Annotated in this window: 22 protein-coding genes, 1 tRNA gene and 1 pseudogene; 6 read left to right on the top strand and 18 right to left on the bottom strand. The window is 59.5% G+C overall.

Features of this window, described 5'->3' with window-relative positions:
* Window positions 1-192: 192 nt before the first annotated feature.
* On the top strand, window positions 193-918 hold the full coding sequence (locus tag GIW79_RS23835) for an amidotransferase (protein WP_236453090.1): 726 nt from the start codon (window positions 193-195) through the stop codon (window positions 916-918).
* Here GIW79_RS23835 and GIW79_RS23830 read toward each other — a convergent pair.
* The 4 genes from GIW79_RS23830 to GIW79_RS23815 all read right to left on the bottom strand — a co-directional run bounded on the left by GIW79_RS23830 (window position 915) and on the right by GIW79_RS23815 (window position 3,879).
* Window positions 915-1,886, bottom strand: a complete 972-nt coding sequence (locus GIW79_RS23830) for a magnesium and cobalt transport protein CorA (RefSeq protein ID WP_003193449.1) — start codon at window positions 1,884-1,886, stop codon at window positions 915-917. The two genes, GIW79_RS23835 and GIW79_RS23830, sit on opposite strands and share 4 nt — an antisense overlap.
* A gap of 147 nt (window positions 1,887-2,033) precedes the next feature.
* Window positions 2,034-2,756: a 1-acylglycerol-3-phosphate O-acyltransferase gene (locus GIW79_RS23825; protein ID WP_236453097.1), complete on the bottom strand. Its 723-nt coding sequence runs from the start codon at window positions 2,754-2,756 to the stop codon at window positions 2,034-2,036.
* A gap of 212 nt (window positions 2,757-2,968) precedes the next feature.
* Window positions 2,969-3,661 carry a crotonase/enoyl-CoA hydratase family protein gene (locus GIW79_RS23820; RefSeq protein ID WP_014719521.1) on the bottom strand — a complete coding sequence of 231 codons (693 nt, stop codon included), beginning with the start codon at window positions 3,659-3,661 and terminating at the stop codon, window positions 2,969-2,971.
* Window positions 3,662-3,711: 50 nt separating this feature from the next.
* Window positions 3,712-3,879, bottom strand: a complete 168-nt coding sequence (locus tag GIW79_RS23815) for a hypothetical protein (protein WP_155290843.1) — start codon at window positions 3,877-3,879, stop codon at window positions 3,712-3,714.
* A 103-nt stretch (window positions 3,880-3,982) separates the two neighbouring features.
* Between GIW79_RS23815 and GIW79_RS23810 the strand changes: the two genes are divergently transcribed.
* A tRNA-Ser gene (locus GIW79_RS23810) sits at window positions 3,983-4,072 on the top strand.
* Between the two features lie 147 nt (window positions 4,073-4,219).
* Here GIW79_RS23810 and GIW79_RS23805 read toward each other — a convergent pair.
* From GIW79_RS23805 to GIW79_RS23790, 4 genes are all read right to left on the bottom strand, one after another.
* On the bottom strand, window positions 4,220-5,260 hold the full coding sequence (locus tag GIW79_RS23805; RefSeq protein ID WP_236453100.1) for a DMT family transporter: 1,041 nt from the start codon (window positions 5,258-5,260) through the stop codon (window positions 4,220-4,222).
* Window positions 5,261-5,329: 69 nt separating this feature from the next.
* Window positions 5,330-5,665, bottom strand: coding sequence for a hypothetical protein (locus GIW79_RS23800; RefSeq protein WP_003193349.1), 336 nt, complete (start codon window positions 5,663-5,665; stop codon window positions 5,330-5,332).
* A 178-nt stretch (window positions 5,666-5,843) separates the two neighbouring features.
* Window positions 5,844-6,422: a DUF4337 domain-containing protein gene (locus GIW79_RS23795; protein WP_003193347.1), complete on the bottom strand. Its 579-nt coding sequence runs from the start codon at window positions 6,420-6,422 to the stop codon at window positions 5,844-5,846.
* A gap of 53 nt (window positions 6,423-6,475) precedes the next feature.
* Window positions 6,476-7,360, bottom strand: a complete 885-nt coding sequence (locus GIW79_RS23790) for a LysR family transcriptional regulator (RefSeq protein WP_054920598.1) — start codon at window positions 7,358-7,360, stop codon at window positions 6,476-6,478.
* 94 nt (window positions 7,361-7,454) lie between these two features.
* Between GIW79_RS23790 and GIW79_RS23785 the strand changes: the two genes are divergently transcribed.
* Window positions 7,455-8,423, top strand: coding sequence for an NAD-dependent epimerase/dehydratase family protein (locus GIW79_RS23785; protein ID WP_181124867.1), 969 nt, complete (start codon window positions 7,455-7,457; stop codon window positions 8,421-8,423).
* Here the strand turns inward: GIW79_RS23785 and GIW79_RS23780 are convergent.
* The 3 genes and pseudogenes from GIW79_RS23780 to GIW79_RS23770 all read right to left on the bottom strand — a co-directional run.
* Window positions 8,410-8,766: a DUF2784 domain-containing protein gene (locus GIW79_RS23780; protein ID WP_014719513.1), complete on the bottom strand. Its 357-nt coding sequence runs from the start codon at window positions 8,764-8,766 to the stop codon at window positions 8,410-8,412. The genes GIW79_RS23785 and GIW79_RS23780 overlap by 14 nt on opposite strands.
* Before the next feature lie 51 nt (window positions 8,767-8,817).
* Window positions 8,818-9,144, bottom strand: a complete 327-nt coding sequence (locus GIW79_RS23775; RefSeq protein WP_096143563.1) for a helix-turn-helix domain-containing protein — start codon at window positions 9,142-9,144, stop codon at window positions 8,818-8,820.
* Window positions 9,128-9,379, bottom strand: a pseudogene (locus tag GIW79_RS23770) (type II toxin-antitoxin system RelE family toxin); the annotation flags it as partial. The pseudogene GIW79_RS23770 and the gene GIW79_RS23775, both read right to left, overlap by 17 nt.
* A 224-nt stretch (window positions 9,380-9,603) precedes the next feature.
* Here GIW79_RS23770 and GIW79_RS23765 point away from each other — a divergent pair.
* The gene (locus tag GIW79_RS23765) at window positions 9,604-10,290 is read left to right on the top strand and encodes an HAD-IA family hydrolase (RefSeq protein ID WP_054920599.1); all 687 of its coding nucleotides are present in this window, start codon (window positions 9,604-9,606) and stop codon (window positions 10,288-10,290) included.
* 128 nt (window positions 10,291-10,418) lie between these two features.
* Here the strand turns inward: GIW79_RS23765 and GIW79_RS23760 are convergent, their stop codons facing one another.
* Window positions 10,419-11,165, bottom strand: coding sequence for a 3-oxoacyl-ACP reductase family protein (locus tag GIW79_RS23760; RefSeq protein WP_057976282.1), 747 nt, complete (start codon window positions 11,163-11,165; stop codon window positions 10,419-10,421).
* Window positions 11,166-11,272: 107 nt separating this feature from the next.
* On the opposite strand from GIW79_RS23760, the gene GIW79_RS23755 reads away from it, so the two are divergent.
* On the top strand, window positions 11,273-12,196 hold the full coding sequence (locus GIW79_RS23755; RefSeq protein WP_054897201.1) for a LysR family transcriptional regulator: 924 nt from the start codon (window positions 11,273-11,275) through the stop codon (window positions 12,194-12,196).
* A 105-nt stretch (window positions 12,197-12,301) separates the two neighbouring features.
* On the opposite strand, the gene GIW79_RS23750 is transcribed toward GIW79_RS23755, so the two are convergent.
* From GIW79_RS23750 to GIW79_RS23740, 3 genes are all read right to left on the bottom strand, one after another.
* Window positions 12,302-13,030: an aspartate/glutamate racemase family protein gene (locus tag GIW79_RS23750; RefSeq protein WP_054897200.1), complete on the bottom strand. Its 729-nt coding sequence runs from the start codon at window positions 13,028-13,030 to the stop codon at window positions 12,302-12,304.
* 13 nt (window positions 13,031-13,043) lie between these two features.
* A complete protein-coding gene (locus GIW79_RS23745) occupies window positions 13,044-14,573 on the bottom strand; it encodes an NCS1 family nucleobase:cation symporter-1 (protein ID WP_236453103.1) in 1,530 nt (509 codons plus the stop codon).
* Between the two features lie 490 nt (window positions 14,574-15,063).
* Complete coding sequence (locus GIW79_RS23740; protein ID WP_072447388.1) at window positions 15,064-15,798, bottom strand: phosphoadenylyl-sulfate reductase; 735 nt, start codon at window positions 15,796-15,798, stop codon at window positions 15,064-15,066.
* Between the two features lie 151 nt (window positions 15,799-15,949).
* Here GIW79_RS23740 and thrH point away from each other — a divergent pair, with 151 nt between their 5' ends.
* The gene (gene thrH / locus GIW79_RS23735; RefSeq protein WP_014719505.1) at window positions 15,950-16,567 is read left to right on the top strand and encodes a bifunctional phosphoserine phosphatase/homoserine phosphotransferase ThrH; all 618 of its coding nucleotides are present in this window, start codon (window positions 15,950-15,952) and stop codon (window positions 16,565-16,567) included.
* A gap of 127 nt (window positions 16,568-16,694) precedes the next feature.
* On the opposite strand, the gene GIW79_RS23730 is transcribed toward thrH, so the two are convergent.
* The 3 genes from GIW79_RS23730 to pabB form a co-directional block, all read right to left on the bottom strand.
* Window positions 16,695-17,051 (bottom strand): helix-turn-helix domain-containing protein, encoded by a 357-nt coding sequence (locus tag GIW79_RS23730; RefSeq protein WP_072447390.1) that lies wholly within the window; start codon window positions 17,049-17,051, stop codon window positions 16,695-16,697.
* Window positions 17,051-17,353: a type II toxin-antitoxin system HigB family toxin gene (locus GIW79_RS23725; protein ID WP_032903090.1), complete on the bottom strand. Its 303-nt coding sequence runs from the start codon at window positions 17,351-17,353 to the stop codon at window positions 17,051-17,053. Before GIW79_RS23725 ends, GIW79_RS23730 begins: the two co-directional genes overlap by 1 nt.
* Window positions 17,354-17,579: 226 nt before the next feature.
* Entirely contained in the window at window positions 17,580-18,923 is a 1,344-nt protein-coding gene (gene pabB, locus GIW79_RS23720) for an aminodeoxychorismate synthase component I (RefSeq protein WP_072447392.1), read from the bottom strand.
* Window positions 18,924-18,970 lie beyond the last annotated feature (47 nt).

Here is an 18,970-nt window from a genome sequence, read left to right as displayed (position 1 = left end):
GGAGCGAGCTTGCTCGCGAAAAACGCACAGGCATCGCTTTTATCCAGGATACCTGCGTTATCGTTGACGTTCTTCGCGAGCAAGCTCGCTCCTACAGTGAGTGTGGGTGCCCATTGAGGGCTTGCTTTGGGGGTGTATTTCAAGGCAGGCTCTGGGTGTGCAATATTCCCATCGCCGTGTCAGGTATTTTTTATGTCGCTACGCGTCTGCATCCTGGAAACCGATATTCTGCGTCCCGCTTTGATCGATGAGTACCAAGGCTATGGGCAGATGTTCAAGCGCCTGTTCGCCAAGCAACCGATAGCCGCCGAGTTTGTGGTCTACAACGTGGTGCAAGGCGAGTACCCGCCGGATGACGAAGTGTTTGACGCGTACCTGATCACCGGCAGCAAGGCCGATTCCTTCGGTACCGACCCCTGGGTCCAGACGCTCAAGACCTACCTGCTCACGCGTTATGAGCGCGGCGACAAGCTGCTGGGCGTGTGCTTCGGCCATCAGTTGCTCGCGCTGCTGCTGGGCGGCAAGGCCGAACGTGCCAGCCAGGGCTGGGGCATGGGCACCCACGCCTACAAACTGGATGCCAAGACGCCATGGATGAGCCCCGAGGTGCCGGAGCTGACGCTATTGATCAGCCACCAGGACCAAGTCACCACCTTGCCGGAAAACGCCACCGTGATCGCCTCCAGCGAATTCTGCCCGTTTGCCGCGTATCACATTGGCGACCAAGTGCTGTGCTTCCAGGGCCATCCGGAGTTTGTTCACGACTATTCCCGTGAGTTGCTGGAAATACTTCAGACAACCTTGGGTGAAAAGGTCTACAGCAACGGCGTGGCCAGCCTGGAGCGCGACCACCACGGCGTGACCGTGGCGGAGTGGATGATGCGCTTTGTGGCGCACCAGCCTGAAGCCAAGGCTTAAAGCCAGCCCGAACGCTTGAAACTGGCCCATAAACCGGTACAGCCCAAGGTAATAAAACCGAGCACCGCAAAATAGCCGTAGTGCCATTGCAGCTCGGGCATGTTCTGAAAGTTCATCCCGTAAATCCCCGCCACCGCCGTGGGGAACGCCAGGATCGCCGCCCACGCGGCGAACTTGCGCTGCACCACGCTCTGGCGCGAAGCCTCCAGCAACACACCGATCTCGATGGTCTGGCTGGCAATGTCGCGCAGGGTGGTGAGGTCTTCCATTTGCCGCGTCACGTGGATTTGCACGTCACGGAAATACGGGCGCATGTTCTTGTCGATAAACGGAAAGCTGAGCTTCTGCAACTCTTGGCTGATTTCGACCATCGGCGCCACATGCCGCTTGAGCCGCAACACATCGCGGCGCAGGCCGTGGAGGTGCTGGATATCGCGCTCGTTTAGCGAACTGCACAGCACGTTGCGCTCCAGCTCATCGATCTCGGCATGGATCGCCTCGCTCACCGGCTGGTAGTTTTCAGTGACAAAATCCAGCAACGCATAGAGTACGAAATCTTCCCCATGCTCCAGTAACAACGGTCGCGCCTCACAACGCTGGCGCACAAAACCGTAGGACGCCGAGTGGCCGTTGCGTGCGGTTATGATGTAGCCGTTGCCGGCAAAGATATGGGTTTCGATAAACTCCAGCTTGCCGTTCTCGCGCACCGGTGAGTAGGTGACGATAAACAGCGCGTCGCCGAAGGTTTCCAGCTTCGGGCGGCTGTGTTTTTCCATGGCGTCTTCGATCGCCAGCTCGTGCAGGTTGAACTGGCGTTGCAGGTTGTTCAGTTCCTGGGCGCTGGGTTCTTCCAGGCCGATCCACACAAAGTGCCCAGGTTTGGCGGCCCAGGCCGCGCCTTCATCGAGAGTGATATCCGAGACTTTCTTACCGGCGCTGTAGACGGCAGCCGCAACAACTCTACCCATGGTGCTGATCACTTCTTATCAAGAGGACAGATGTTGGGCAGCTTAGCCTGAATGGCGTTCCGTTGTTGCTGGCTGATATCACTGATCGTTCCCACGCTCTGCGTGGGAATGCCGCCCGTGACGCTCCGCGTCACCCTAAGCGTGCGCCTACGCGCGTTGCAGTTCGCGGTCCATCTGTGCAATGCACTCAGCCATCTGCGTCTGACACGTCAGCAGCAACTGAGGGATGTCATCCACCGTCAACCCACAGGTAGGAATCGGCGGCAACGAGCGTATCAGCACACTGCCGCTGTCCCAACGATTGAGCTTCATCTGCGTCACGTAATTGCTGACACACACCTGCACGATAGGCACACCGGCCGCAATCGCCATATGGAACGCGCCTTTCTTGAACGGCAACAACCCTTTGCCCAGGTTGCGCGTACCTTCCGGGAACACCCAGATTGACGTGTCCTCATGCTGCAAGGTATGCGTGGTCGTCAGCATCGCACGCCGGGCCTTGTGCGCATTGCCACGGTCGATCAGCACATTGCCCGCCAGCCAGAACAACTGGCCGAACAGTGGTACCCATTTCAGGCTTTTCTTGGCGATGCAGACCGTGCGGTGGGGCACTACATTGCCGAACACAAACAAATCGTAATTGGACTGATGGTTGGCGATCACCACGCAGGTACCGGGCTTGTCGCGCAGCGAGTCGACGTCGGTCTTCACGTTCAAGCCCAAGATCCGCATGGCCGGCAACGCATAGAGGCGAGCGCAGAGACGGCTGTTGTCCGGGTTGAACGGCCGGCACACACCGACCAGCACACCCAGCACGCCAGCGATCATAAAATGCAGGCTCATCAACAACATACGCAACAGAAAAAGCATCGACACGGCCCATCGGGACAAAAGGTGGCGCAGTGTACGGATGTGCACTGTATTCGGCAATTGCCCCTACAGACGTAGGAGATAGCCGATGTTTAAGCGCATGTTTCCACATCGGCCGATAACGGCTAGCTAGAGCGGCTACGGACGTTTCACATTTATAGGTAAGAAAAAGCCCGACTCAAGGTCGGGCTCAGGCACAGCAGGTGTAGGACTTAGCTCAGGCTATGGCCCTGATCCTGGATGATTGCATCGTCCAGGGCTTCGAGCAGCGCGCGGCGTACTTTCAACTTGGTGTGCTTGTGGGCGTTCATATTGATCTTCTTCAGCTGCCGCGCTGCTTCCAGTGCTGCAGCGTGCAGTTCTTCGGGTGCCACCACTTTGTCGAGGAAACCGGCGTGCAAGGCGCCTTGCGGATCAAACATCTCGGCATTGATCACCGAACGCTGAAACGCCGACTTACGCAGGCGATCCCGCGCCAACTCGATACCGGCATGGTGCATGGTCATGCCAATCGCCACTTCATTCAGACCAATGCTGAACGGGCCTTCGACGCCAATCCGATAATCGGCCGACAACAACAGGAACGCGCCTTTGGCCACCGCATGGCCAGGGCAGGCCACGATCACCGGGAACGGATGCGCCAACATCCGCCGCGCCAGGGTCGAACCCGAGGTCACCAGGCTGATTGCCTCTTTAGGGCCAGCGGTCATCACCTTCAAATCATAACCACCCGACAAAATCCCCGGCGTGCCCGTGATGATCACCACTGCCCGATCCTTCTCGGCCTGATCCAGCGCCGCATTAAACTCACTGACCACCGCCGGAGAAATGGCATTCACCTTGCCGTTGCTCAGGGTCAGGGTCGCGATACCGTCTTCGAAGTGGTAGGCAATCAACTCACTCATGACGCGGTTCCTTGTAGGGCTTGTTATAGAGATAGATGCGCAGACGTTACTCACCACGCCCGTGCGGGTAAAGCACCGTGACTGACTACCCAGTCAGGCTTTTCCTGCATCCCCAAGGGTAGACGCCCCGGAGCAGGGCGCAGCAAGCGCTCCAGACGCGTGCCGCCGATGCCTGAGAATGGCACAATCACCACCCCTTGCCGGACGGTGAATGGCATAACGGTCTAACCGCATGAAAATTCTGAAAAAAACCTTTGCCATCAGAAAGGCTTTCGACTACATTAGCGCGCCTCGACAGACTGAACTGGTTTGACGAGATACGGTGAAGTGTCCGAGTGGCTTAAGGAGCACGCCTGGAAAGTGTGTATACAAGAAATTGTATCGAGAGTTCGAATCTCTCCTTCACCGCCAAATTCGATGTAAACAAAACCCCTGGTTTCGAAAGAAACCAGGGGTTTTGTGATTTCTGGGTTTGAAAAGTACAACTTTTATCAGCTCAGTTGTCTGGCCTTTCAGTCTGCGGCCCCATGACGTCACACCCTATGCCTAAGCCCGCCCTCAATGCCTATGCCGATGATGCACATCCGGAAAGTGCGCATGGCTATGCCTCATCACTCCATGCGCATGCTCATGGCTATGAGGCACCTTCGAGTCCCACTCAAACCTATGCTCATGTTGATGATGCTCATCATGCACATGCCAGTGCCCATGTTGCGTTGCCTCATGCACATGCTCATGGGCATGCCGCTCCGTCAGGTGCAGGCACACGCCCACGGCCATCAGCGCCGAGGCAATCCAGAAGGCGACGGTCACCGACTCGCCAAACACCAGTAACGCCACTGCAGCACCGAGAAAGGGTGCCGTGGAGAAGTAAGCGCCGGTACGCGCGCTGCCCAGCCCGCGGAGGGCCAGCACGAACATCACCAGGCTGATGCCATAGCCGAGGAAACCTACCAGTAGAATCGGCGCCAGTTGCGCCATGCCCGGAATCTGCGCCCCCAGGTAAAGCGCCAGGCTGCAATTCACCAACCCCGCAATCAAACCCTTGGCGCCAGCGATAAAGAGCGCGTCAGACGCCGACACCTTGCGCGTCAGGTTGTTATCAATGCCCCAGCACAAACACGCCAGCGCAACGGCGAGCGGTCCGGTCCAGTCCTGATGGCTGCTGTCAGCACCGGACCACGACAACACCACGCCGCCCAACACAATGGCAAGCATGCCGAGGACGATGCGTCGGTCGGCGTTTTCGCGGAACACGACCCAGGCGATCACGGCGGTCAGTACCGACTCAAGGTTGAGCATCAGGGAGGCGCTGGCGCTGGTGGTGCGGGTCAGGCCGAACATCAGTGCAACGGGGCCGAGGAGGCCGCCGAAGGCGATGGCGCCAAGTAGCCAGGGCCATTCCGATGGGGTTAGCCCGGTAGGTTTCCAGCCGCGATCACGGATCAAGCGCACACCGGCAAGGCCAATGCCGCTGCCGAGGTAGAGCAGGCCGGCGAGCAGGATGGGCGAGAGGCCCAGGCCAAGACTTTTGGCGAGCGGGGTGCTGGCGCCGAACAGGGCGGCGGCCGCGAGGGCGTATATGATGCTGAGGTTCATGGGCCATCCTCGAAAGTCAGGCCCATGATACGTCGCTTGCCGGGGTCAGCGCCCTGGCAATTTCGTACTTTATTGCGCGGTTTTCAGCTTGATCACATCACCGGAGATTTTGGTGGTGTAGCCGTTCAATACCCAAGCCCAGAACCACTTTTCCTGCACTTGTGTGTTGATCAACGCGTCGCCGCCCTTGGCCTTGATGGCTGCATCCTGGGCGCGTACGAAGCGGTTGTTCTGGCCGATGGGGATGACGCCCAGCAGCATGATGCCGGTGGCGCTGGCTTCGCTGTGGCCGAGGACGGTGTATTGGCTGGCGTCGTATTGCTGGGTTTTCATGGCGGTGCCGGTGCAACCTGCCAGGGTGAAACCAAGTACGGCTGCTGCAACGACTTTACTGACGTATTTCACTTATAACTCCATAAATTCAATCTCGAGATTCAATTCTCGGGGGGGCGACACTCTAAGCGCTCAGTTGGCAGATTGAAATCAATCAGCGAGGCTGGGTCGCAGTCTGGCGGGTACTGCGCGGTGATCCCATTGCAGCCTGGTTGGGGCTCGACAGCGCCCACATTTATTCTTCGGCGTGTCAGAGATGCAGCCACGCCAGGCCACCCAACATCACCGCCACCCCGCCGGCGGTGTACGACATGCGTTTGAGCCATTCCTTGCGCGTGAGCAGGGTAATCGCCGCCAATGAAATCGCGATCTGAATCGCCGTCATCGCCTGGGCCCAGCGATGGTGCTGGTGCAGCGCTTCCTCGGATTTGTGGTCCCAGTCCCGTGAAGTGGCCTCAAGCGTTTCGGCCTGTTTACGCACTTCTTCCTTCTGGCGCTTGTAGCGCTCGATCTCCGCCTGGTAATGCGCCGCATCCACGCCGGGAATATGGCTGGCCAGTTCTGCCAGGTTCTGGCGGCTGGATTTGGCCTGGTAGTAGTTCCACTGGTTAGCGGCTTCGGTCTTGATGATGGCGGCGTTGTTCTTGTCCATCGCAGCTTCACTTTCGCTGGAGCCGGCCTGATAGCTGAGCATGGCACCGACGGTCGCCATGATCGCGGTCATCACGGCGATACGACTGGCAAAGCTATCGCCGCGGCCGTGAGCATGCTCGGTGGTGTGTTCAAGGTGTTTTTCGTGGGGGCTGGGAACTTCGAAGGCTTCGGACATGGGGCGACCGCGAACGGATTGAGGTGCGCTGATTGTTCACCAGCGCAGCTGTCTCAAGCCTGTACGTAACGCTGCAAACCTGCCACCAGTGCATCGAATGTCACCCGGCAGCGTGGGCTGTTGCGCAGGTCTTCGTGCATGCTGACCCAAGTGTCCATTTTAAACGCGAAGCCGTCAGGCAGCACTCGGCGCAGACGTGGGTCGCGCTGGGCCAGTTGTACCTGGCACCCACCGATGCCGGCACCGGCGCGGATCATTGCCAGTTGCGCCAGGTCGCTGTCGCTACTGATGGCGAAGGCGTTGCGCTCAAAACCCTTGATTGCCAGGCTGCGGATAAATGCAGTGGCTTGATCAAAGCCGATGACGGAGTGGCCGGCCAGGTCGTGCATGTGTTGGGGGATGCCGTGTTGCTGCAGGTAATCGTCACGGGCATGCAGGCCGACTTCGATCAGGCCGATACGCCGCGCCAGCAGCTGCTCCTGGCTGGGGCGCACCATGCGCACGGCAATGTCGGCTTCCAGCTGCAGCAGGTCGCTCAAGCGGTTGGTCAGCACCAGTTCCACCTTCAGGTGCGGGTGTTCCCGGTGCAATTGCGTGATGATCGGCGGCAGTACCTCCACACCCACCACTTCACTGGCCGATACTCGTACCACGCCGCGCACCTCATCGCCTTGGGACGAGGCGGCGCGTTCAAGGGCGGCGGCGGTACGCGCCATGGTTTCTGCATGCGCCCGCAGTGTGTGGGCGACCGTAGTGGGTAATAAGCCTGAGGGCGAGCGGGTGAACAACACGACGCCCAGCGCCGTTTCCAGCGCGGCGATGTGCCGCCCTACCGTGGGTTGGGTGATGCCGAGCTGCCGTGCGGCCCCCGACAGTGATCCTTCCTTGAGTACACCGAGAAATGACCGGTAAAGCTCCCAACCGATATTCGTAGCCATACATAAATGTATAGCGGCTCGATACTCTTGGGCAATTCCTCTATAGCTGTTCCGCATCCAACATACCCTCATCAACCAACAGTGGGAGAGGGTGATGAGCAAGGTTCTGGTTTTGGGTGCAACCGGTGGCATTGGTGGCGAAGTGGCGCGGCAGTTGAGCGCGGCGGGCTGGGAGGTGCGGGCGTTGACTCGGGATCTGATCAAGGCTCGCAGCCAAAATCCTGTTTTTACGTGGCTAAAAGGCGATGCCCTGAATCGCGACGACGTGATCGCGGCCGCCCGGGGCTGCGCGGTAATCGTGCACGGCGTCAATCCGCCGGGTTATCGCAAATGGGCCGAGTGGGTGTTGCCGATGATCGACAACTCCATTGCGGCGGCCATCTGCGAAGGCGCGACAGTCGTGCTGCCCGGCACGGTCTACAACTTCGGGCCGGATGCATTCCCTGTGCTGCACGAAGACTCACCCCAGCACCCGCTGACTCGCAAGGGCGCGATCCGTGTGCAGATGGAGCAGCGCTTGCGAGCCGCTTCCACTCAGGGCGCCCGGGTGGTGATTGTGCGCGCTGGGGATTTTTTCGGCGCCAGGGTGGCCAATAACTGGTTTGCCCAAGGCTTGGTCAAACCCGGCAAACCGGTGCACACCATCCGCTACCCAGGCGATTACGGCGTGGCCCATCAATGGGCTTATCTGCCGGACGTAGCGCGTACAATGCTTGAGTTGATTGAGCGTCGTGCCAGTCTTGGCGCCTTCGCCTGCTTTCATATGGCTGGGTACATGGATGCGGACGGTGCGCAGATGGCTAAGACGATCCAGCGTGTGGTGCTGCGCAGGACGGGCCAGCAACCCAGGGTCGGCGCGTTTCCCTGGTGGTTGTTGAACTGGGCGGCGCCTTTTGTCGTCACCGTGCGTGAGATGCAGGAGATGCGCTACCTGTGGCAAACACCGTTGCGCCTGGATAACCAGCGCCTGCTCGCGACGCTCGGCCATGAGCCCCACACACCGCTGGAACAGGCGGTGGAGGCCACCCTGGTTGGCCTGGGTTGCCTGCCTACTTGCGTTTGATCAGGCGTGCATACACGGCGAGGTTGACCACCACCACCACGGCCCCCAGCACTAATTGAGTATTCGCAGTCAGCCCGGCTGGGTAGATCATCGTCAGAATGTAATGCTCGATAAACCCACCGCCATAACCATCCTGCCCGGCCAAGTGGCGAAACAGGTTTTCCCAACGGGTGAGTGGGCAGGGCAGGTGCAGCACCTCTACCGCGATGCCCCAGGCAACGGCGGGCAGGTGCAGCCACATTACCCGGGGCCACTTCAGGGTGAGCAGGCCGCCGAACAGCACGAACAGGATAAAGGCCAGGTGGAACAGCACGAGGCCGTCGGCGGCTAGGCGGTAGAGCATGTGTGAGCTCGATGTAAGGTGAAGGGATAGGTGAAGTTTTGCAGCGTGCCGTTATAGCTCCAGTTGACGGGCATTGATACCGAACGCTTTGGCTATCTTTTCTCGCGTGGTGCGGCGGGGTTTGCTGACCGCTTCCTGCTGGGCAAATGCCGACTGTGAAATACCCAGGCGTTTGGCGACTTCTTCCTGGGTCAGGCTCAGGTGCTCGCGCCACGCGCGAATAGGTGTTGCGCCATCCACCAGGCGGCTGACTACCGCATGGGGTATCAGGTTTGGATCGTTTTGCTGCGCCACATAGTGTTCATAGGGAATCACCACATAGGCTGGCTCGCCCTGCGTATTGTGGATGATCTGTACGGCAGTAGGTTCGCTCGTCACGTTTTTTAACCTCTTGGATGCTGACGACCTGGATGCTGCCGTCCCAGTCGAAAAGGACCCGGTAATGACTTACCCGCAAGCGATAGCTGTGAGGATGGTTAACCAGCGCCTTGACGTTGATTGCATCGGGCATGTGTTCAAGAGCGGACACGGCATCGCGTACCTGTTGCTGATGATACGAATGCAACCGAAGCAATTGTTTGACGGCTTTTCGCGTCCATTGGATTGAATTCATGGGAGGTTAATAAGTCTTTTATAAGGTTTGCAATCGGTATTTTCAGATCCGCGTCAACGGGTCATGACGTTTTCCTTTCAAACCCTAGACGGCCGCCGTCAGCGCCGACGGGTAAAACTGTTGCGTGGTATGAATCAACGGAAGGCCCACGAAGGTTGCTTGCAGGCAATGAGGGCCGTTATTGTGCTGAATCCTTTTAGTCCTCGCCCCAAGGTTGTGTTGTGATGAATGCACCGCGTACCGCTGTCCCGATCAAAGCCGTTATTTTCGATATGGACGGGTTGTTGCTGGATACCGAAGGCATCTACACCGAAGTCACGCAGATCATTGCCGAACGCTATGGTCGTACCTACGACTGGAGCATCAAGCAGCACATCATCGGGCGGGGTGCCCAGGATTTGGCCGATTACGTGGTCAAGGCCCTGGACCTGCCGATCACGCCCGCCGAGTTTCTGGAAATACGCGAACCGCTGATGAGCGAGCGCTTTCCCAAGGCCCAGGGCATGCCCGGCGCCGAGGCGTTGGTGCGGCATTTGAAGGCGCACAATATTCCGATTGCGGTGGGCACCAGTTCATCGCGTAACTCGTTTGGCCACAAGACCACCCTGCACCGTGAATGGTTTGGCCTGTTCGACACCATCGTCACTGCCGATGACCCGGAAGTCGGCGCCGCCAAGCCAGCGCCGGATATCTTCCTCACCGCCGCGCGCCGGTTGGGTGTAGCGCCTGAGGATTGCCTGGTGTTCGAAGACTCGCCGTTCGGCGTGACGGCGGCGAAGGCTGCGCATATGACCGCTATTGCGGTGCCCGATGAGGCGATGGCTGACAGCAAGTACCAGCATGCTGACCAGATTATTCGCAAGCTCGCCGACTTTGATTTGGCCGCCTACGGCTTGCCCCCCATGGCCTGACCCCGCGCGGTCAAAAATGTGGGAGCTGGCTTGCCTGCGAAAGCGGTAGTGCAGTGACAGATGCTGCACTGACACACCGCCTTCGCGAGCAAGCCCACTCCCACATTTGGGTTGCGGTTCTGCAAAAATCAGGCGCTGAAACCACCATCGATGGTCAGGCTGGCGCCCGTGATATAGCCGGCTTCCGGCCCGGCCAGATAGGCCACAAAACTGGCAATCTCCTCCACATGCCCATACCGACCTACCGCCATCAACCCGATCAGACTTTCGGCAAAATCACTGTTCGCCGGGTTCATATCGGTGTCCACCGGCCCAGGCTGCACGTTGTTGATGGTAATGCCCCGTGGCCCCAGGTCCCGCGCCAATCCCTTGGTCAACCCCACCAGCGCCGCCTTGCTCATGGCGTAGGGCCCGCCACCGCCAAAGGGCATGCGTTCGGCGTTGGTGCTGCCGATATTGATCACGCGGCCACCTTCGCCCATATGCTTGGCGGCTTCCTGGGTGGCGATAAACACGCTGCGTACGTTGATCGCCAAGGTCTGGTCGAAGTCTTCCAGCTTGAATTCGTCCAGCGGCGCGATGGCCAGCACGCCGGCGTTATTCACCAGGATATCCAGGCGTCCAAACGCCTCGACCGTGGCGTTGACCGCAGCGCGAATCGCCGTGGCATCGGCGCTGTCGGCGTGAATCGCCAGAGCCTGACCCCCTGCGCTGATCACCTCGTTCTGCAGTGTTTCAGCCTTGGCGGCCGAGCTGACGTAGGTAAAGGCAACCGCTGCCCCCTGGTCGGCGAGGCGCTTGACGATGGCGGCGCCGATGCCGCGGGAACCGCCTTGAATCAAGGCGACTTTGCCGGTGAGGTTGTGTGTGGTCATGTCGATCTCCGAGGTAGTTGATGGAGCGAGTATCGACCTCACCCGCGCTGCTCGGTAGCCCGTGGTTGCTATAGTCTGTGTAAACCAAAAGTTTAGAGTTTGGCGATATGGAAAGCTTTGGCAGTATCGAATGCTTTGTGCGCAGCGCCGAGGGTGGCAGCTTTGCCGAGGCTGCTCGGCACCTGAGCCTGACCCCGGCTGCGGTGGGTAAAAGCGTTGCCAAGTTGGAGGCGCGCCTCGGTGTGCGGCTGTTCCAGCGCAGCACTCGGCGTCTGGCGCTGACCGAAGCCGGCAAGATGTTCCTGGCGGAAGTCAGCGGCAGCCTCACCACCATTCAGAATGCGGTCGCCAACCTGGCCAGTGCCGAAGGGCGGCCGGTGGGCACGCTCAAGGTCAGCATGGGGCCAGTGTTCGGTAACCGGTACGTGGTGCCGTTGCTGGGCGAATTTATGCGGCGCTATCCGGATATCAGCCCGGACTGGCATTTCGATAACCGCCAGGTCGACCTGATCGGGCAAGGCTTCGATGCGGCCATTGGCGGCGGGTTTGAGCTGCCCCAAGGCGTGGTGGCGCGCAAGTTGACCCCGGCGCACCGGGTGCTGGTGGCGTCGCCGGATTACCTGGCGCGGTGCTTGCCGGTACGGGCGCCCGACGACCTGTCGCACTGCCTTGGCATCTTGATCCGCTCGCCGCAGACAGGCCGGGTGCGTTCATGGCAACTGACCCATCGTGAGCGCGAGCACAGCCCTCTAGTGCTGAAACCAGCGATGACCATGAGCGACTCCGAAGCCGCTTGCTGCGCCAGTGCCCAGGGCCTTGGCATCGCGCTGGTGAGTATGCCGATGGCGGTGCCGTTCCTGGACAGCGGTGCGTTGGTGCGAGTGTTACCCGATTGGTATGTGGACGACGGCAATATTTCCATCTACTACGCCGAGCATAAATTGCTGCCGGGCAAGACGCGGGCGTTTGTGGATTTTATTATTGAGCAGTTCGCCGAGCAGAAACTGGCTCAACGGTTCAGTGCTATCTGAGCAGGGCCTTGCATCGAGTCGTGGCCGTCGCGGGCAAGCCCGGCTCCCACAGTGATCGCAATCCAATGTGGGAGCCGGGCTTGCCCGCGATGCAGGCGCATCGGTCTACCGCCCGAACTTGCCCGGCCAGCCGATGACCTTCTTCGGCCGCGGTGTCGCATAAGTTCTGACCTTCGAGGTCGACAACCCCAACCGCACCAACGACTCGGCCACCATCACCGCCGCCGTTACCCCGTCCACCACCGGAACCCCGGTGCGCTGACGGATCTGCTCATCCAGCCCTGCCATGCCGCCGCAGCCCAGGCAGATCACCTCGGCCTTGTCGTCGCGGATGGCCAGTTCGGCCTGGCGCACGATGGCCTCCATGGCGCCCAGCGGGTCTTCTTCCAGTTCCAGCACCGCCATGCCGCTGGCGCGCACCGAAGCACAACGCTGGTAGAGGCCGGCGAGTTTCAGCCGGTCTTCAATCAGCGGCACAGTGCGGTCCAGGGTGGTCACCACCGAGTAGGCGTGCCCCAGGAACATCGCGGTGCTGGCCGCCGCCTCGGTGATATCCACCACCGGCACGTTGAGCAATTCCTGCAACCCTTCACGGCCATGCTCGCCATAACCGGCCTGGATCACCGCATCAAAGGGCTGGTCGTAGGCCATGACCCGATCCATCACGGCGATGGCTGCCAGATAACTTTCAAAGTTGCCTTCCACCGATTCTGCGCCGAAGTACGGGGTGAGCCCGACAATCTCGGTGCCCGGTGAAGCCACGGCCCGTGCTTGCTGGGCAATGGTGTCGGTGATGGATTCGGTGGTGTTGACGTTGACCACGAGGATACGCATGGAAAGTCCTTGTTTAATGACTGACGTTATCGACGGCAATGCTTTCGCCGCTGACATCGGCGTAGTGCGGTTGACGCTTGGCAATCAGCAGGTACAGCAACCCGGCAATGCCGGCGCCAAACAACCAGGAAAACGGCGAGACGCTGGCAAACCCCGGCAACAGCGCCAGCAGGATGGCGATCACTGCCGCCGGAATGAACGCGGCCACCGCACGCATATTCACCCCGCGGCTGTAGTAATAAATGCCTTGGGGGTCTTCGCTGTACAACTGCGGTACATCCACCTGGCTTCTACGAATCAGCCAGTAATCGACCATGATCACCCCGTACAACGGCCCCAGCAGCGCGCCGAGGCCAGAGAGGAAATACACGATCACCAGTGGGCTGTTATAGAGGTTCCACGGCAGGATCAGCACGGCAACGAAGGCGCTGATCAACCCGGCGCGCCGGAAGTTCAGGTACTTGGGCGCCAGGTTGCTCAGTACAAAGGCCGGGGCGACGAAGTTGGCCATGATGTTCACCGCCACGGTGACGATCAGGAAAGCGAGGCAGCCGAGCACCAGAAAAAAGGTGTTGGGGATCGCCGCGATGATTTCGGTCGGGCTTTCGATCACGCGGCCATTGAGCTGGAACTGTCCGCCGCACAGCAGCACGGTAATTGCGGCGAACACCAGGATATTGACCGGCAGGCCCCAGAAGTTCCCGACCTGGATGGTCTTGCGGCACGGCGATGAACGCGCGAAGTCGCAGAAATTGAGGATCAGGGTGCCGTAGATGGCCAGCCACAGCGCGCCGCCGGCAAAGATATTGCGCCACATCTCGCCGCCACTCAGGGGCTCGCGGATCGACCAGGCGATCTGCCCGTTCGCCTGGAAGTACATCCAGCCGGCCAGTGCGGCCACGGTCAGCAGTATCACCGGCCCGGCGAAGCCTTCATAGCGACGTACCATTTCCATGCCATAGGCGAGGATCACCAACTGCACCAGCCAGATCGCCACAAAACACGCCCAGCCCAGGGTCGACAGGCCGAGAATCGAGTCGTGGTCATAATCGGCAAAGCCTGGATGAATGGCGGTCAGCAGCACGCGGAAAACTACCGAGGCCAGGTAGGTCTGGATCCCAAACCAGGCAATCGCAATTACCGCCCGAATCAACGCCGGAATCTGCGCCCCATGAATGCCAAAACTGATGCGGCTGATAACCGGAAACGGCACACCGGTCTTCTGCCCCATGTAGCCCGACAAGTTCATGAAGAAGTACACCAGTGCTGCGCCGATCCCCAGGGACAGCAATATTTGCCAGCCGCCCAGGCCCAGGGCATAGAGCCCAATGGCGAATGAATAGTTGGCGATGTTGTGCACGTCATTGGTCCACAGCGCAAAGATGCTATAGCGCCCCCAGCGTCGGGCTTCAACTTTGGTGGGCGCCAGGTCCTTGTTGTGCAGGCGCGGGCTGAGTACCAGCGGGCCGGGGCCTGTGGCTGCAGGATTCAGGGGGGAGGAGGGCAGATCCAGTGCGAGGGTGTTCGAGAGACTTGTACGCATTCCGGCAGGCTCCAGCGCATCTGCAGCAAAGCGGCGGATGGCAAAGTGTATGTAGGTTTTGTATTGATTGTATACAAAGCGTACTTCTGCCTAAGCCATATGCGTGCCAATTCTCGATATATGAAAATCTTGGCTAATTTCGTTTTTATATAGGTTTCGAATAACTTACTGAATTACGGGCACTATAAGTTGACCGTTTGAACAGGTATTTATTTTTTCATTAATTGCAGGGTTATTTATATGCAGCGCCATTGGCGCAGGGAGATGTTACGTTTTGGTGCGTTGTACATTAAGTTGCACACAAAAATGGCACCTATGGTTACAAGGTTGTGTACAGGTTTACCCGACCCCCAAGGCAAATATCGCTTTATGTAGGAGCGAGCTTGCTCGCGAAAAACGTCAACGATAACGCGGGCTTCCTGAATAAACGCGGCGTCCGTGAGTTTTTCGCGAGCAAGCTCGCTCCTACAGAGGCGGTGGCATCGGAGGCTCAAGCCTTGCTGATGATATTCCCCGCATGCAGCCCGCATTCCTTCTGCGTGGCTTCTTCCCACCACCAGCGGCCTTCGCGCTCATGCTGGCGGGGCAGTACCGGCCGGGTGCAGGGCTCGCAGCCGATGCTGATGAAGCCGCGCTCATGCAGGCTGTTGTACGGCAGCTCCAGCATGCGGATGTAGCCCCAGACCTCTTCGCTGGTCATCTGCGCCAGCGGGTTGAACTTGTACAGGGTGTGTTCCGGTGTGGAGAACGCCGTGTCGATTTCCAGCGCCGCCACCTGGCTGCGAGTGCCGGGGCTCTGGTCGCGGCGCTGGCCGGTGGCCCAGGCGCTGACGCCTGCGAGTTTGCGGCGCAGCGGTTCGATCTTGCGGATGCCGCAGCATTCGCCATGGCCGTCCTTATAGAAGCTGAACAGGCCTTTTTCTTTGACGAAGGGCTCCAGCTTGCTCGGGTCTGGCGAGATCAGCTCGATGTCGATCTTGTAGAACTCACGCACCTGCTCGATAAACCGGTAGGTCTCCGGGTGCAGGCGGCCGGTGTCGAGGCTGAACACCTTGACGTTTTTGTTCAGCTTCCAGGCCATGTCCACCAGGACCACATCCTCGGCACCGCTGAAGGAAATCCACAAGTCATCGCCGAACTGGCTGAACGCCAGCTTGAGAATGTCCTGGGCAGACTTGTTGGCATAAGTCGTGGCGAGTTCAACGACGTCGAAGGCTTGGTTCATCAGGACGGTTCCTACAGGTCAGTGGCGCTGAGCGCTCTCTAGGAGGGCGATGGTATCAAAAACTGTCCCGCGTTGCGGCGGCTGGCTTGAGTCGCTAGAGTTCGGCAGTTCTTTTGCTCGCTCAACTAACAATATCTAACAGGAGTGTCGTGTGGAAATTGCCTGCCTTGACCTGGAAGGGGTGCTGGTTCCGGAAATCTGGATCGCCTTCGCCGAAAAAACCGGTATTGAATCCCTGCGCGCTACCACCCGCGACATTCCCGACTATGACGTGCTGATGCAGCAACGCCTGCGCATCCTCGACGAGCATGGGCTCAAGCTGGCCGATATCCAGGCCGTTATCGCCACGCTCAAGCCGCTGGACGGCGCCATTGAGTTCGTCAATTGGCTGCGCGAGCGCTTCCAGGTGGTGATCCTGTCCGACACCTTCTATGAGTTCTCCCAGCCGCTGATGCGTCAGCTGGGTTTCCCGACCTTGCTTTGCCACCGCTTGATCACCGATGAAAACGATCGGGTGGTGAGCTACCAACTGCGCCAGAAAGACCCCAAGCGCCAATCGGTGCTGGCATTCAAGACGCTCTACTACCGCGTGATCGCTGCCGGTGATTCCTACAACGACACCAGCATGCTGGGTGAAGCTGACCGTGGGATTCTGTTCCATGCGCCGGACAATGTGATTCGCGAATTCCCGCAGTTCCCGGCGGTGCATACGTTTGAAGACCTGAAGAAAGAGTTTATCAAGGCGTCGAATCGGCAGTTGAGCCTGTAAGTTATGCGGCGCGGCTGATTGCTCCATCGCAGGCAAGCCAGCTCCCACCTTCGACCCTGTAACGTCAAACGACGCGGTCAACGGAGGGAGCCGGGGTTGCCCGCGACGGCGTCGGCTCCGTCACCGCCTAACCCTCGGCCAGCAAGCGCTCATAAGGAATACGCAAGCCTTCATGCAGGCGTTTGATCATCGCCAGGCTCAGCTTGCGCTTGTGGTTCAGCACCTCTGACACCCGCCCACTGGTGCCGATAAACGGCTCCAGATCGCGGGCGGTCATGCCCAATTGCTCCATGCGAAACTTGATAGTCTCTACCGGATCCGAAGGGGGCATGGGGTAATGCTCGGCTTCGTACTTCTCGATGAGGATTGCCAGGATTTCCAGCTCATCACCTTCAGGCGAGCCGGGTAGTGCTCCCCATATCTGCTCGACTCGTACGAGTGCCGCAGTCAGGTCTTCCTGGGAGTGAATAGGTTTGATGTTCATCACGCAGTCTCCGCGTTGATCTGGTCGTACTGAGCGTGGGTCCCCACGAACCGTATAAACCCTAGTTGTCGCTGGTAGTCGATGGCCATGATCACTCGATACTTGTTGCCGCCGACGTTGAACACGACCCTGCCGCCCTTAAGAATGCTCGCTGTTCTGAGCTCGGCCTTGAGTGCTTGCGGTGTTGGATAATTGGCCTTTTCCATGTGCCGATACCACTCGACCAGCGGTGTTCTGGCGTCGCTATAAGCTGAATGGCTTTCCCAGAATATTCGTAGGGTAGAGAGAGCGATTATCCGCATCGCTTCAACCTCCCGTTTTGGGAGATCATAGGTGCGATTGCGTGGTTAGGCAATCTCGGAAATATTTCCAGACGAGGAGGTAGTCGCTTCATGTGATCCTTCACAGGTGGCGGTGGACGGTCGATCCGGACGCTATCTGCAAGCGTCTATTCCGTCCACAGCGGTTCTGATTCAGGCTTTTTCTATCGCATGGCGTTCTACTCGAACGCTAGGCAGGGGCTGTGCCCTACAGGTTTTCCAACGTTTGTAACAACACCCGCACCTTCGTCAGCGACTCCTGATACTCCGCCTGCCACTCTGAATCCGCCACAATCCCGCCGCCACCCCAGCAACACACCTGCCCATCCTTGACCAGCAAGCTGCGAATCGCGATGGAGCTGTCCATTTCGCCGCGCACGTCCAGGTACACCAGCGAGCCGCAATACAACCCGCGGCGGGTGGGCTCCAGCTCATCGATGATCTGCATGGCGCGAATCTTTGGCGCGCCGGTAATGGAGCCGCCAGGGAAGCTGCCGGCGATCAGGTCGAGGGCGTCTTTGTCGTCGGCCAATATGCCAGTGACACTGCTCACCAGGTGGTGCACGTTGGGGTAACTTTCCAGGCTGAACAGCTCCGGCACTTTCACTGAGCCGATTCGGCAACTGCGGCCGAGGTCGTTGCGCAGCAGGTCAACGATCATCAGGTTTTCTGCGCGGTCCTTGGGGCTGGCGAGCAGCTCAGCGGCGTTGGCAGCGTCCTCTTCCGGTGTCAAACCGCGAGGGCGGGTGCCCTTGATCGGGCGGGTTTCGACCTGGCCTTCGCTGATGCGCACGAAGCGCTCCGGCGACAGGCTCAGCACCGCGCCGTCATCGGGCAAACTCTGGAACCCGGAAAACGGCGTCGGGCAGGCTTCGCGCAGCGCGCAGTAGGCTGCCCATGGATCGCCGATGCACGGCGCACGAAAGCGTTGGGCAAAGTTGACCTGGTAGCAGTCGCCGGCCTGGATGTAATCCTGGATACGCAGGATGGCCTGCTGGTACGCATCCACGCTGAGGTCCGGCGCCATGGTGCCCTGGAGCTTGAAGGTGGTGGGGGTGTCACCTGTTGCATGACTGAACAGGGCGATCAGACGTTGCCGCTCGCTATCGGCCAGCACCGGGTGAAACACCAGTTGGCTGGTGTGCGCCAGGTGATCGCTGACCAGTGCCCAGGCATACAGCCCCAGGCGCGCATCCGGCAGATGCAGGTCGTCCACGGCCAGGCGCGAGACCTGTTCCAAGTGCCGGCCGAAGTCATAGCTCAAGTAACCGATCAAACCGCCGGCAAATGGCAATTCAACGCCAGCAGGCAGGGCCGCCTCACCCAACTGCGCCAGGTTCTCGCGCAGGCGTTGCAGGAAATCGCTGCCGCGTTCATCCGGCCCAACCGTCAAGGTCGCTTCGGGCCAGGCGCTGAGCAGGTCATAACGCCCCCGCTCGGCAGCCGGGCGGCCGCTGTCGAGCAGCACCGCGCCAGGCGCATGGCGAATAGCCGCAAAGTACTCGGCGGGGTTGGCCCGGTAGGGTAAGGGGTAAACGGAGCAGGTCGACATGCGAGGGTGAATCAGCCAGTGGCGGGGGGGAGGGGATTGTAGTCCTC

It is taken from the genome of Pseudomonas sp. PA-7-1E (genome assembly GCF_021605325.1).
In the GTDB taxonomy this organism is placed as follows: domain Bacteria; phylum Pseudomonadota; class Gammaproteobacteria; order Pseudomonadales; family Pseudomonadaceae; genus Aquipseudomonas; species Aquipseudomonas fluorescens_BV.
This window is presented reverse-complemented; position numbering and strand designations above follow the sequence as displayed.

What these genes read in the sequence shown, in the direction of transcription:
- GIW79_RS23825 (WP_236453097.1), bottom strand. Translation starts at nt 2,756, where the DNA reads ATGCTTTTTCTGTTGCGTATGTTGTTGATGAGCCTGCATTTTATGATC.
- GIW79_RS23830 (WP_003193449.1), bottom strand. Translation starts at nt 1,886, where the DNA reads ATGGGTAGAGTTGTTGCGGCTGCCGTCTACAGCGCCGGTAAGAAAGTC.
- GIW79_RS23765 (WP_054920599.1), top strand. Translation starts at nt 9,604, where the DNA reads ATGAATGCACCGCGTACCGCTGTCCCGATCAAAGCCGTTATTTTCGAT.
- GIW79_RS23805 (WP_236453100.1), bottom strand. Translation starts at nt 5,260, where the DNA reads ATGAACCTCAGCATCATATACGCCCTCGCGGCCGCCGCCCTGTTCGGC.
- GIW79_RS23790 (WP_054920598.1), bottom strand. Translation starts at nt 7,360, where the DNA reads ATGGCTACGAATATCGGTTGGGAGCTTTACCGGTCATTTCTCGGTGTA.
- GIW79_RS23780 (WP_014719513.1), bottom strand. Translation starts at nt 8,766, where the DNA reads ATGCTCTACCGCCTAGCCGCCGACGGCCTCGTGCTGTTCCACCTGGCC.
- GIW79_RS23835 (WP_236453090.1), top strand. Translation starts at nt 193, where the DNA reads ATGTCGCTACGCGTCTGCATCCTGGAAACCGATATTCTGCGTCCCGCT.
- GIW79_RS23725 (WP_032903090.1), bottom strand. Translation starts at nt 17,353, where the DNA reads ATGCGGATAATCGCTCTCTCTACCCTACGAATATTCTGGGAAAGCCAT.
- GIW79_RS23730 (WP_072447390.1), bottom strand. Translation starts at nt 17,051, where the DNA reads ATGAACATCAAACCTATTCACTCCCAGGAAGACCTGACTGCGGCACTC.
- GIW79_RS23740 (WP_072447388.1), bottom strand. Translation starts at nt 15,798, where the DNA reads ATGAACCAAGCCTTCGACGTCGTTGAACTCGCCACGACTTATGCCAAC.
- GIW79_RS23750 (WP_054897200.1), bottom strand. Translation starts at nt 13,030, where the DNA reads ATGCGTATCCTCGTGGTCAACGTCAACACCACCGAATCCATCACCGAC.
- pabB (WP_072447392.1), bottom strand. Translation starts at nt 18,923, where the DNA reads ATGTCGACCTGCTCCGTTTACCCCTTACCCTACCGGGCCAACCCCGCC.
- GIW79_RS23820 (WP_014719521.1), bottom strand. Translation starts at nt 3,661, where the DNA reads ATGAGTGAGTTGATTGCCTACCACTTCGAAGACGGTATCGCGACCCTG.
- GIW79_RS23785 (WP_181124867.1), top strand. Translation starts at nt 7,455, where the DNA reads ATGAGCAAGGTTCTGGTTTTGGGTGCAACCGGTGGCATTGGTGGCGAA.
- GIW79_RS23755 (WP_054897201.1), top strand. Translation starts at nt 11,273, where the DNA reads ATGGAAAGCTTTGGCAGTATCGAATGCTTTGTGCGCAGCGCCGAGGGT.
- GIW79_RS23795 (WP_003193347.1), bottom strand. Translation starts at nt 6,422, where the DNA reads ATGTCCGAAGCCTTCGAAGTTCCCAGCCCCCACGAAAAACACCTTGAA.
- GIW79_RS23760 (WP_057976282.1), bottom strand. Translation starts at nt 11,165, where the DNA reads ATGACCACACACAACCTCACCGGCAAAGTCGCCTTGATTCAAGGCGGT.
- GIW79_RS23815 (WP_155290843.1), bottom strand. Translation starts at nt 3,879, where the DNA reads ATGCCATTCACCGTCCGGCAAGGGGTGGTGATTGTGCCATTCTCAGGC.
- GIW79_RS23745 (WP_236453103.1), bottom strand. Translation starts at nt 14,573, where the DNA reads ATGCGTACAAGTCTCTCGAACACCCTCGCACTGGATCTGCCCTCCTCC.